The following is a 12,969-nucleotide window of genomic DNA, read 5'->3' as shown; positions in this document are numbered from 1 at the left end:
TGTGTGATTTAACGTCCCTAGCCGCTTTGAATTCAACGGATTCATTGGATATTACTCTGTCCTTACCGCCGGTAAAGTCTATTAGTGATCCTGCCACACTTTTCTGGACAGTCAGCTAAGCCACAAAGAAATTTTCCTGACAGTTGATTTCAAATTCAGCAGGTGACACCCATCCATTACTGGAGTGTCGTCTTCTGCGGTTATAATAGGCCTCAATGTATTGAAAGAGAGCAATTTCAGCTTCCTGCCTGTGGGCAAATTTTCTATGATAGACCATTTGCGTTTTAAGGGTATGGAAAAAGGATTCGGCAACCGCATTATCCCAGCAATTCCCTTTGCGGCTCATGCTTTGGGTGCAACCATATTTTGCCAGCAATTTTCTAAATTCTCGACTGGCGTACTGCACCCCTCGATCGCTATGAATCATCAATCCTTTCGGTGGTCGACGCCTTGCAATTGCTTTTTTCAAAGCGCGGATTACAGAGCTTCTATCTAATGAGGCACTCAAATCCCAGCCAACTATTATCCTAGAAAATAAATCTATAAAAACAGTGAGATAAAACCATTTCTTGCCAACTTTAATGTATGTAATATCCGTAACCCAAGCAGTATTCGGCTTGTATGCCGAGAACCGACGGTCCAGCAGGTTGGGGGCAACCGGCTCCTTGTGAGAGGAGTCTGTGGTGACCACGAACTTTCTTGTCGTTTTACACTGGAGTCCCATCGCCTTCATTTTTCTAGCAACTCGAGCACGACTGACCGAGCAGAACCGTTCTTCATCATGCAGGTCGGCTGTGATCATGGGACTTCCCGCCATTTGACCATGCTCATAATAAAGCTCCTGAATACGCTGGCACAATACTTTGTTTTCAATAGCTCTTTTTGATTCAGGTCTCGATAACCACGCATAAAAACCGCTCCTGGAAACGTCCAGAGTTAGGCACATCTTCTTCACCGGAAAACTGGAGCGGTTCGCTTTTATAAATTGGAACGTCATTTCGGTGCGCTGCTGAAGATGGCCAATGCTTTTTTTAGGATATCACGCTCAGTTTCCGCATCGCGTAATTTTTTCTCCAGCTCTTTGATCCTTCGTTTCTCATCAGTCAAAATTCCATTTTCCTGTCCGGTAAACGCATTCCCACCGTTACGGAAATATTCACGACGCCACCGATAAAGAATATTGGGGGAGATCCCAAGACTGTCTGCAACTTCGGTATGAGTTCGGGATGGATCTTCACTTAAAAGGACTGCATTTCGTTTAAATTCCGGATCGTAATTCCGACGTTTGGATTTGGTCATTCGCTTCTCCTGTGAAAGTCAGGATAGCGGCTTAAGTTCGTGTCCACAATCTTGTAGCAGGATCAACACGCAGTTCCGCACGTTTTCCGGACATTTCCTTTTTAAGGGCTTCCATAGCCTCGGTCTTTCTGCCGGACGCCAGAGCAATCAACCGGCTGCGATCCTTTGGCCGTAGCTTGCGGTCACTTCTAAGTCCCTTTATCTTGCCGTCCCAATGAGAATAGACCTGGCCACGGCGACTATCCTGTTCTTCACGCAGGTCCTCGTAGGCCTTCTTCCTGCCGGAGATGGCCGCACGGTACTCGGCATACAACTCTCCCTGATGTTTATGCAGGGGCCGGGCAACATATCTTTCCCTCTCCTCTGTCCTCGTCTCAAAAGGAGGCTGAAAACATCCGAGTTTGGACTCAAGCTTGGATTTCGTAAAATTCCGGTCAAGCCTGCTGGCCTTGATGGCCGTCCTGGAATGTCGGTCTTTGATGCTGCAGCCACTCCCGCGCAACCGGACCTCAATCCCGATCTGCACCATGGCTTCGTGAAACTCCTGCCAGTTTTGGGCCTTATCCAGTGATTTCAGAATATAATCCTTGCGTTCCTTCACATACGAATCGAAGGACTGCTGGCCGGAATGGGCCTCATAGGTGGCAGCACGGTCATTGCTGCGCTTGGGTTCTTGATCCTTCTGCCTGCCGTTGTCGAACTTCAGGCCAAACTTCAGCTCCAGTTCGCGGTGTAGCCGGTCACGCTTGTAGAAATCACGGTACGGCTCGTACCGAGTCAATCTTTCCGGATGAACCATGTTGTAAGCGATATGCATGTGGATGTTGTTGGTATTCTTATGAACTCCGCAATGCCGCTGATGATCCTCAAAGCCCAGGGCTTTGGAAAATTCCTGCTCGATTTCTTTGAAATCGTCAGGAGAGAGGACGGCCTCGTCTTCCGGCCTGAAGGAAACTATCAGGTGATAGGTCTTCTCCTTGCCGGTGCGCTGATTCAATTCCTGCGTATCCAGAACTTCCTGAATCGCCAGCTCGTAGTCATCGCCTGCCCAGCAACCGGCACACCAGGACATCAAGGTCTTCTCACCTTTGTTCTTGGCATCGGCAATGTAATCGGCCAGCCTCCGATAGTTATCGTTCTGAGGCTTGCAAGCAATTCGGCGGCTGATCATATGGAACGGACCTTATCAACTATCTGTTTTTGAGTCTGACGGATGTCCTCAAGAAGCCTTTCAACATCCGTACGGTACTGGTCATCATCCAGAATCCACATCTTGAGCAAACCTCCCAGACGACCAAGATCAGCATTTGTTTTCAAAAGCTCACGCCGCGCCTGATGGTCAGTGCGGCTTTTGATTTCATGGCCGAGACAAACAGCTTTGGCAAAAGCGGAAAGAGACAAGCTGCATTGCTGCGCGGTCGCGCTTATCTGCTTATATTCCTCTTTAGAAACGTAGGCTTTAATAACTTGCTTCTTTGAGGGCATTCGTTTTACCTGATTCATGGTTAATGCCTTCCCAGATAAGACTTACAGCATGAGGTACATACGATTTAGGCAGGCACTCCAATGAGTCAATGCACATGTCTCCACATAAATTTGCAAGCAGCTCGTCACGTGTGGACTGGCCGCAATAAGCCCAGTAATCAAGCAACCCGTTGACCGGAGACAATTCGTCTTTCGAGCATATATCCTTACCGCGCATTTTAGGCGGAACAATGCGCATGCACATCCTGAGATAAGTCCATGCACTGCTCATGGCCAACGCATCCATTTCATAAAGATCAGGAACCCGGATTGCCCCTTCTATTTGTCTTTTGCCCTGTTCCCAGTTGAGCCCTTCCAGAAAACACCAGTAACGCGCGACACCCTCAAAGGACTTCACAGCTTCCGGAGTTGCCTTCCTATACTGAATCTTTCCCTCCACTGGAGGAATTGTCAGTTGGGCCTCCATGGCGTTAAAGGCCTCAAGAAACTTGATCTTCCACTCCATTGCCTTCTTGCCGGTAAATCCCATGGCGAGAAGGGAAAAGCCGTCGCGGGTCATGTTGAATGAAGGCTGCTCTTTGTTCTGCTTATTTATATAAGAGGACTCCTGAAAATTAAGGCGTCTAAAATCATCTGGGACATCCAAATCATTTATTGATTGAAGGACGTTATCATGACGTTTTTCAAAGAGTTCAGCCACCAGCAATGAAGAAGCCATCGGCTGATCATTCTCCATAATCAGTTCAATTACAGTCGATAACAATATGTTTTTACTGTCTTTTTCGCTCATCTCACATACTCCACATAGTTTGCAGTTTATATCAGCGCAAAATTCAGGAGTCCTGAATTTCGCAAGCAACTTGCGTTGAGCCGAAGGCGAATAAGTCAACCTCAGCCCCAAGGCTGAGCAGGACGTAAGGGAGACCACCTGAAAAGGTGGTCCTACCTTACCTGTCCTGCCTTCGGACTCCGCAGGAGTATAAGCGATTTAGCGGAAAAATTTAAATTTATTTAATTATTACTGTTATTTCTTGTTGATTCTTGTTTGTTCTCGTTGAGTCTTGTTAAATCCTGAAAGCTCTTGTTAGTTCTTGCATAATCTCGCAAAATATCGATATGTTCGGTCGACAAAATTTCGATTACCTTATAAGTCAGCAGGTCCTATTTATTCATTGGGTCCTAAATACATATTTTCAAACGACAGGTTTTATTTAAGTGAATAAGAATAACGGAAATAATATCTCAACCGACACCGAAACCGGCTCCCTTTCCAATCATCTCTGGGAAGCTGCCAACATCCTGCGCGGTCCTGTTGATGCTGCTGATTTCAAGACTTACATTTTTCCACTGCTCTTCTTTAAACGCGTGTCAGATGTTTATGATGAAGAACTGGCCCTTGCTTTAAAAGAATCAGACGGTGATTTCGAATACGCACAGTTTCCTGAAAACCACCGCTTTCAGATCCCTCCAGAATGCCACTGGAAAGAAGTCCGTGCACGAGTCGATAATGTTGGCTATGCCATCCAAAAGGCAATGCGGTGCATTGAGCAAGCAAACCCTGAGACCCTTCATGGAATTTTCGGTGATGCCCAATGGACAAACAAGGACCGCCTTTCTGACTCGCTCCTCAAAGATCTGATTGAACATTTTTCTTCGTTAGATCTTGGCAACAAAGCTTGCAGGGCCGATATTCTTGGGCATTCATATGAATATCTGATTAAGAAATTTGCCGACCTGACCAACAAAAAAGCCGGTGAATTCTATACCCCGCGTTCCGTTGTATCACTTCTGGTAAAAATACTTGCTCCGCAAACGGGTGAAACAATTTATGACCCTGCATGCGGAACAGGGGGCATGCTGCTTGAGGCTATCCATTATGTAAAAGAGCATGGTGGTGATGAAAATCTCATGCTCGGCAAGCTCTATGGTCAGGAAAAGAACCTCACCACCTCATCCATTGCCCGGATGAACCTTTTTCTACACGGAGCCGAAGATTTTCACATTGAACGTGGAGACACTCTCCGGCAGCCTGCTTTTTATTCTGGCGACAGCATATCTGAATTTGATTGTGTCATAGCCAATCCTCCATTCTCGCTAAAAAAATGGGGAGACGATATCTGGGGCAATGATCCATATGGCCGTTGCTTTGCTGGTATTCCTCCGGCCAATTCCGGAGACTTCGCCTGGGTGCAGCATATGATTAAATCCATGGCCCCCAAGACCGGACGTATGGCGGTTGTACTGCCTCATGGTGTTTTGTTTCGCATGGCAAAAGAAGGTAAAATCCGTAAGGCCTTGCTGGAAATGGACATACTTGAAGCTGTTATCGGGCTTGGACAGAATCTTTTCTATGGAACAGGACTGGCTGCTTGTATTTTAATTTTTCGTAAAAGAAAGCCTGAAGCTAAAAAAGGCAAAATACTTTTCATCGATGCGTCGAATGAATTTAAGAAAGGACGCGCACAAAACGAACTGCTTCCTGCCCATGTAGATGCCATCCACAATTGGTATGAAGATTACCAAGATGTCGAAGGTGCATGCAGGGTTGTTGGGTTAGATGAAATTAAGGAGAACGATTTCAACCTTAATATTCCTCGTTATGTAGAGCCTATTATTGAGGAAGAATCCATCACCGTTGAGGAAGCAGTTGAAAATTTGAAAAAATCTCTGGATGCGGCTTATACGGCTGAAGATAAGCTTTCTGCATTGCTTAAAAAAGAGGGACTATGGCACTCCTAGAACAAAAAATAAGGCGTAAATCGTTCGGACAAGTTATTGAACAACTATTATTCCCATTATTTCCAGGAACAAATTTTAGTGACCCTACGTGGGTTTCCCCTCCTCGACGAAAAATGCGCAAATTGGCTATCCAAGTAAGAAACAGTGGCCAAGCCAGACTAACTCTAAAAAATCACAGAGAAGTCAGATGCCAGATTGAGCGAACACAACCTTTTACTCCTCATGAATTAAAAATCATGGACTGCTTTCTAGACCACATTGAAAGAGTACTAAAAGATTGGAGAAAACCTTTTGCCAAAGATACAGCTCAATCATTTATGTCGGAAGTCGTTTCGAAAAGCATTAATCCATCAAATCCACAGCTCGTGTTAAAGATAATTTCTACTTTGTCTGAATGGTCCCAGCAAACATATGAAGGCGACAGAATTGTTTTTTCTCTTGGCATTTCAGGAAGTAGAAAAGGAGGAAGTCTCCATTTTGAAGACTTAGAAGACCACGATTTTTTTAAAGTAATGAGTAACGGGCATGATACTGCGTTAATCTTCGATGATGAAGGGCTATTAGTTAGTCACAAAATTTTTGATGACGATTATGATGTGAGTGAGTTGTATTCCCCAATTAGATTCTCCAAGTTAGCAGCATGGACCAAAGACACTGAAAACATTATTATTTCGCTGAACCGTGGGGGCGAAATACTCATATTTAAAGATGGGAATTTATGCTTTGCCAAACGAAGAGGATACTGGCGTTACTTTGCTCATGAATCAGTTATCAAAAGGCTTACAAACAAAGCAATGGGAAGGAAATCGTCTGAAACATTGCGGAAAGAAATATATCTAACCGCTCTTGATGTTTCCTTTGCAAAGACAGGAGGGTGTATTGGAGTATTGAACGCAAGGAGTAAGCCCACCGCTATCAGCAAAGGACTTATAAACGACAAGGACCTTTTAGAAAAACAAACAACATCAAAATCCAAAGCTTTAAACTATTTAATCAAAAACACTAAATTTCAAAACCTTGATAGACTCCTCAGGCTTGAACTCGTTTCTATAGATGGTGCGACTGTACTTGATCATGAAGGTAATTTTCTTGCCACAGGTGCTATTCTCTCTGTTGAAGGAGGCAGCTCAAGTGGAGGGAGGCAAGCTGCAACCGTAGCTGTTGCAAAATACGGCCTCGGCATAAAAATTTCTAATGACGGGTATATCAAAGCTATCAATCGTGACAAAGAAGAAATAGTAAGGCTCTCATAACTTATGATCTCCCAAACAGAACTAGAATCATATCTCTGGGGTGCAGCCACCCTTTTACGCGGATACATTGATGCCGGGGACTACAAGCAGTTCATTTTTCCTATGCTCTTTTATAAGCGTCTTTGCGACGTTTATGATGAAGAACTAGCTGAAGCTCTTGAGGAATCCGGCGGCGATAAAGAATATGCAGAGCTGCCGGAACAGCACCGCTTTCAAATTCCTGCTGATGCGCACTGGACTGCTACCCGCGCCAAGGTCAAAGACGTCGGTAAGGCTATTCAGGATTCTCTGCGTGCTATTGAGAAAGCAAATCCGGACACCCTATTTGGTGTCTTTGGCGATGCTCAGTGGACCAACAAAGACCGTTTGCCGGACCACATGCTACGTGAACTGATTGAAAACTTTAGCTCTCAGACTCTTTCTATTGCTAACTGTCCAGAAGACGAACTCGGCATTGGTTATGAATTCCTGATCAAAAAATTTGCTGATGACTCAGGGCACACTGCTGCTGAATTTTACACCAACCGCACAGTTGTCCACTTGATGACGGAAATACTGAAGCCCCAACCTGGTGAATCCATCTATGATCCAACATGCGGATCTGCGGGTATGCTGCTCTCTGCCGTTGCTCATCTCAAGCGGCAGAATAAGGAATGGCGCAACCTTCGCCTGTTCGGGCAGGAACGTAACCTGCTGACCTCCGCCATCGGCAAGATGAACATCTTTCTGCATGGCATTGAAGATTTCAAGGTCGTCCGAGGTGACACTCTGTCCAGTCCAGCCTTCACTGAAGGCGATGAGCTTATGAAGTTCAACGTCGTTCTTGCCAACCCGCCTTACTCAATTAAGCAGTGGGATCGTAAAGCATGGTCTTCTGATGCCTGGGGGCGGAATATTTATGGAACTCCCCCGCAGGGGCGTGCGGACTACGCATTCTGGCAACACATCATCCAAAGCATGAACACTGAAAACGGACGCTGCGCGATTCTTTTCCCTCATGGGGTTCTTTTCCGTAATGAAGAAAGCTCCATGCGTGAAAAATTGATTGAGCATGACGTAGTTGAATGCGTCCTCGGTCTTGGACCTAACCTCTTTTACAACTCACCTATGGAGGCCTGTGTCATCATCTGTGCGATGAACAAGCCTACTGAGCGGAAAGGCAAAGTTCAATTCATCAATGCCGTTAACGAAGTTACACGAGAACGGGCTCAAAGCTTTTTGACTGACGATCACATTAAACGGATTGTTAACGCATACAATAGCTTTAGTGATGAAGATGGCTTCTCAAAAATCATTGGTAATGAAGACATCCTAAAGCAGGGAAGCAATCTCAGCATTCCGCTTTATGTTCGTACGGAGAATGGGAATGGTAACGGGAACTGTAAGACTGAGCAGGTTGATTTGAAAAAGGCTGTTGCGGATTGGCGGGAGAATTCTGTTGCTCTCCGTGAATCTATGGGTGAGCTTTTGGATATGTTGGAGAAGGAGCTCTAAAGTAATGATAAATCTTCTATTTAGAAAGGATGATTCTAATAGGATATTAAGAGCTATTACTTATGCAGTAAACTCTGCCTTTAGTGATATGACTCAAAATGAACCTCAGCTAGTTGCAAATCTAGTATGTCTTTTGCCGCGCTATATTAACCGAATTGCTCAGAGTAATAATATAAGAATTTCGGTAAATGGAGCTTTTGTTCATGCTCTCCCTTTAGTTATTTGTAAAACTTTTCCAGACAAAATTCCTGGATCAGTTGAGATTGGTGATCTGTTGCTTTTACAAACGATGGTTTCAAACGACAGAATCACAAAGCAAAATGCACTACTGTTACAAGCCAAGAAAGGAAATAAATACAGCAAGGCTGACAATAAAAACCAGTGGCACCTATATTCTAACTGGCCACCATTCATATATGGACGCAGGTCGGGGTACCTGATGGGTGAACAAAGATATATTTGCGAACCAGACATGTACGACGCTGCAAAATACTTATTCATCAACGGCGCGGGGTGTGCAGAACAGTATGAACTCGAAAAAGTTGAACTACGCCATCAGATCAGATGTGACAACTGTGGACTGCTAACAGCTCAGCCGACCACTCCCAAATTAAGTCGTCACCAATGCTTCATTCATGAATTATTCAATTTCATTCAAGGTAATGCTGGTAAGCCTTACGATACGTCACGACTAGGAAAAGGTGGGTGGGATCAAGTCGTAAACGACTTAATTTCAGCAACAAAAGACCGTGTAAGTGTTTTTACGGATCGAGCTTCAGCATCCTTTGATGCGATGACCTTTCAAAAAAGCGGAGTATTTCTTGCCGGAGCAAGCTCAAAGCACTCTTTATTAAAAGAGTGCTACGACATGCAAAGCAGTCATAATTTCTCAGACCACAACAGTAATGATGGGCCTCCCAATTTTGATGGGGGCTGGCCAGAAGAGCCGGATTATCCTGAAGACAGTGGTGGAGTTTCAATAGTCGAGTTTATCGTGAATGCCGAAGAATAAGCTCATTCCTCAATATATCTGGAGCACTAATGGACGTTATAAATGACATAGCAAATTGGGTTGAAAAAAAACCTCTCATCCTCATTTCATTTGATGAAGCAGATTCTCACTCTTTGCTATACTCTAGACGAGGGCTAGAGCATATAACTTTCACTAGACGTCATGACAGTTTTAAAAATTTCAGGACACCTACTTTTTGCTTAGTAGAATTCATTGATGATCATGAAGTAAAACTATTCATCGGGGTTGTAGCAAGGAAAAGAGCCGTTTCAACGTTGGAGTCACGGCTAACCTTGACTGGTTTGCAAAGAATCGTTCCTAATTCCTTTGAGGAGCTATCCGACCTCATAACAATTTCAAGATTCTACTCGGCTTTCATGGATAAGATTCCAGTCCAAAATGCTACATCCATGCTTTCACCAAAACTAAGTTCTAACATAATAGAAATTTTGGCTGAATTCCCAGAAAACATTAATGCATTAAACAATACTGTGAGCCAAATTCCTAAACTGCGGCCTACACCAAATAAAGAATGGGCACAGGAAAATGCGATTAAAACAGCATTAAATGCATTCGGCATTGACCAATCATATAAGCCAGAAGAGCTAACCATTAAGACAGGACAAGTGTCTGGGCTTAGTAAATATGGTGAACATGTACTAGAAGATAATGTCCTTATTGATGACGCCCGGCAATTTGATCCTGCTACAAGATTGTGGACACGAACTTAAGCCGCTATCCTGACTTTCACAGGAGAAGCGAATGACCAAATCCAAACGTCGGAATTACGATCCGGAATTTAAACGAAATGCAGTCCTTTTAAGTGAAGATCCATCCCGAACTCATACCGAAGTTGCAGACAGTCTTGGGATCTCCCCCAATATTCTTTATCGGTGGCGTCGTGAATATTTCCGTAACGGTGGGAATGCGTTTACCGGACAGGAAAATGGAATTTTGACTGATGAGAAACGAAGGATCAAAGAGCTGGAGAAAAAATTACGCGATGCGGAAACTGAGCGTGATATCCTAAAAAAAGCATTGGCCATCTTCAGCAGCGCACCGAAATGACGTTCCAATTTATAAAAGCGAACCGCTCCAGTTTTCCGGTGAAGAAGATGTGCCTAACTCTGGACGTTTCCAGGAGCGGTTTTTATGCGTGGTTATCGAGACCTGAATCAAAAAGAGCTATTGAAAACAAAGTATTGTGCCAGCGTATTCAGGAGCTTTATTATGAGCATGGTCAAATGGCGGGAAGTCCCATGATCACAGCCGACCTGCATGATGAAGAACGGTTCTGCTCGGTCAGTCGTGTTCGAGTTGCTAGAAAAATGAAGGCGATGGGACTCCAGTGTAAAACGACAAGAAAGTTCGTGGTCACCACAGACTCCTCTCACAAGGAGCCGGTTGCCCCCAACCTGCTGGACCGTCGGTTCTCGGCATACAAGCCGAATACTGCTTGGGTTACGGATATTACATACATTAAAGTTGGCAAGAAATGGTTTTATCTCACTGTTTTTATAGATTTATTTTCTAGGATAATAGTTGGCTGGGATTTGAGTGCCTCATTAGATAGAAGCTCTGTAATCCGCGCTTTGAAAAAAGCAATTGCAAGGCGTCGACCACCGAAAGGATTGATGATTCATAGCGATCGAGGGGTGCAGTACGCCAGTCGAGAATTTAGAAAATTGCTGGCAAAATATGGTTGCACCCAAAGCATGAGCCGCAAAGGGAATTGCTGGGATAATGCGGTTGCCGAATCCTTTTTCCATACCCTTAAAACGCAAATGGTCTATCATAGAAAATTTACACACAGGCAGGAAGCTGAAATTGCTCTCTTTCAATACATTGAGGCCTATTATAACCGCAGAAGACGACACTCCAGTAATGGATGGGTGTCACCTGCTGAATTTGAAATCAACTGTCAGGAAAATTTCTTTGTGGCTTAGCTGACTGTCCAGAAAAGTGTGGCAGGATCAGTTGCGGGGAATGAAATTCGACGTAAGGGACGTTCTCTTAAGAATGGGCGATGATCTGTTCTAGAATGAATTTGTTGTAAATTTACTATGCCCCTCTGGTCAGTCACACGACAATAGTAATCCTGTTGAAGTTGTTATATTTGTTTGTTAATTATTCTTGTTAGTTTTTAGATAATGACTAGATGGGAATTCAGTAGTCGTTCAGGATATCATAATATTGGCGGGAAAGAGATGACCTTAGACTGGATTGCAATTGGTAAGCTCGCTATTAAGAATGCAAAGCCGATGGTTAGTGTTTTATTCCTTTTGAAAAATATCGCTAGTAGCCGAAAGGGAGAATATGACAGTTCTATCAAAGCAAATATAGAGACATATAGATCTTTAATTTTGCCCTCGGAAGGCTATTTTTCATCTTTCAAATCAAAGTTTGTTCGTAGAATATTTTTTGATGATGAAGTTAATACTGATAAGTGCTTTGAGAGGCTGAACTTAATTGATACTGAACAAATTTTAGATTTAGTAAAAATTTATATTTCTGGAAAAAGTTTTGAGCATAGTGAACTTTATAATGACGTTAAAAGAAAATTTTATGAAGACAGTGGTCTTGATGATAATATCTCCGGAAAATTTATAAGGTGCTTGTGTGGATATTTCAGTGTGTTTGTTTGCAGTAGTTCTAAGAATAGGGATTTACTGTCAATATCTATATTAAGCGATCGAATTGAAGAGAAAGTAAATACTTCAACATCATTTGCAGAGATGCAAACTGTCTGTTCCAGTTGTTCGGCTACAAGTGTGTCTGAATGTATGGACAGTCACTTTAGAGAGAGATTTATAGAAGTTATTTTGAATGTGTCTGCAAGTAAAATAATGTTTCTAGATCATAAATATCTTAATGATAATTTTTACAAAAATAAATTGGCTGATTGTGTTGTGCCAAGTTCGGAAATGCGAAATCCTTCAGAACAAGCATATCTAAAATATTTGCAAGAGGTTGGATTTTGGTCTTTTAAAGATGATATTAATGACGCCTTAGATTTGTGCAAAATGAGCCCAGAAGGAGCTGTTAAAGAGGGTGATAAGGCTCATTTTTATAAGGAAATAGCATTTTGTCTAGCTTTGAAATTTATTTCCGAATGTGAAGAGTTCAAATTGTCTTCTCAAAATATTTACAATGTAAATGCATCCTTTGCGCTTAAGTGCCGAACGGTTGCCAAGCACGAGGTTGAGATAATTATTTCCACTGTTACCATGAGTGTCCCTGATCCGACCAATCCTTGTTCTAAGGTTATTTCTATTGGAGAAGTTGGGATGGGATTAGAAAATATGTCCAGAGAATATTTGGATGAACTAGGCCTTGGCTTAGGAATAAGTTCCGCAGTGCCAAGAGAAACGTATGATTATTTTAACGAGCATTGCCCAAAGGAATTGTGCGTTTCAATGTTTGGATCGAATGATACCGTATTTTCTGATGAAATAATAAAACAAGAGCTGAAGTCTAGCTCAAAGCGTAAACAGCCAAGATATTATTATATTATGTTGGAAGAAGAAGTGCATGGCATTGAAATTATGTCACATTTAAGTAGTAGGTTTCAACCCGTGAGATTTATACTTAGAAGTGAGAGCCAGGATGCTTTGCGTTTGCTTAATATTGATTATTTTACTGCGGCGTTAGGGTCGATCAAGACAACATGTGAAATACAGTGAGGGG

At 43.2% G+C, this 12,969-nt stretch carries 9 protein-coding genes and 2 pseudogenes; 7 read left to right on the top strand and 4 right to left on the bottom strand.

Features of this window, described 5'->3' with window-relative positions:
• Positions 1–115: 115 nt before the first annotated feature.
• From ACKU4E_RS07555 to ACKU4E_RS07540, 4 genes and pseudogenes are all read right to left on the bottom strand, one after another.
• Positions 116–1,299: pseudogene (locus tag ACKU4E_RS07555) on the bottom strand (IS3 family transposase).
• A gap of 31 nt (positions 1,300–1,330) precedes the next feature.
• Positions 1,331–2,470, bottom strand: a complete 1,140-nt coding sequence (gene traI / locus ACKU4E_RS07550) for a TraI/MobA(P) family conjugative relaxase (protein WP_320170465.1) — start codon at positions 2,468–2,470, stop codon at positions 1,331–1,333.
• Positions 2,467–2,784, bottom strand: coding sequence for a plasmid mobilization protein (locus tag ACKU4E_RS07545; RefSeq protein ID WP_320170464.1), 318 nt, complete (start codon positions 2,782–2,784; stop codon positions 2,467–2,469). Before ACKU4E_RS07545 ends, traI begins: the two co-directional genes overlap by 4 nt.
• Positions 2,759–3,574 carry a Rha family transcriptional regulator gene (locus ACKU4E_RS07540; protein WP_320170463.1) on the bottom strand — a complete coding sequence of 272 codons (816 nt, stop codon included), beginning with the start codon at positions 3,572–3,574 and terminating at the stop codon, positions 2,759–2,761. The genes ACKU4E_RS07545 and ACKU4E_RS07540 overlap by 26 nt, the downstream gene beginning before the upstream one ends.
• Before the next feature lie 425 nt (positions 3,575–3,999).
• Here ACKU4E_RS07540 and ACKU4E_RS07535 point away from each other — a divergent pair, with 425 nt between their 5' ends.
• The 7 genes and pseudogenes from ACKU4E_RS07535 to ACKU4E_RS07505 all read left to right on the top strand — a co-directional run bounded on the left by ACKU4E_RS07535 (position 4,000) and on the right by ACKU4E_RS07505 (position 12,965).
• Positions 4,000–5,523, top strand: a complete 1,524-nt coding sequence (locus tag ACKU4E_RS07535; protein WP_320170462.1) for a class I SAM-dependent DNA methyltransferase — start codon at positions 4,000–4,002, stop codon at positions 5,521–5,523.
• A complete protein-coding gene (locus ACKU4E_RS07530) occupies positions 5,511–6,776 on the top strand; it encodes a hypothetical protein (protein ID WP_320170461.1) in 1,266 nt (421 codons plus the stop codon). The genes ACKU4E_RS07535 and ACKU4E_RS07530 overlap by 13 nt, the downstream gene beginning before the upstream one ends.
• 3 nt (positions 6,777–6,779) lie before the next feature.
• Positions 6,780–8,270, top strand: a complete 1,491-nt coding sequence (locus tag ACKU4E_RS07525) for a class I SAM-dependent DNA methyltransferase (protein WP_320170460.1) — start codon at positions 6,780–6,782, stop codon at positions 8,268–8,270.
• Between the two features lie 4 nt (positions 8,271–8,274).
• On the top strand, positions 8,275–9,282 hold the full coding sequence (locus ACKU4E_RS07520; RefSeq protein WP_320170459.1) for a hypothetical protein: 1,008 nt from the start codon (positions 8,275–8,277) through the stop codon (positions 9,280–9,282).
• A 29-nt stretch (positions 9,283–9,311) separates the two neighbouring features.
• Positions 9,312–10,013 carry a hypothetical protein gene (locus tag ACKU4E_RS07515; RefSeq protein WP_320170458.1) on the top strand — a complete coding sequence of 234 codons (702 nt, stop codon included), beginning with the start codon at positions 9,312–9,314 and terminating at the stop codon, positions 10,011–10,013.
• A gap of 31 nt (positions 10,014–10,044) precedes the next feature.
• Positions 10,045–11,228: pseudogene (locus ACKU4E_RS07510) on the top strand (IS3 family transposase).
• A 261-nt stretch (positions 11,229–11,489) separates the two neighbouring features.
• Complete coding sequence (locus ACKU4E_RS07505; protein ID WP_320170457.1) at positions 11,490–12,965, top strand: hypothetical protein; 1,476 nt, start codon at positions 11,490–11,492, stop codon at positions 12,963–12,965.
• Positions 12,966–12,969 lie beyond the last annotated feature (4 nt).

Source organism: Maridesulfovibrio sp., from assembly GCF_963677005.1.
In the GTDB taxonomy this organism is placed as follows: domain Bacteria; phylum Desulfobacterota; class Desulfovibrionia; order Desulfovibrionales; family Desulfovibrionaceae; genus Maridesulfovibrio.
Note: the sequence above shows the minus strand (reverse complement) of the source record. Positions and strands in the feature narration are given on the sequence as shown.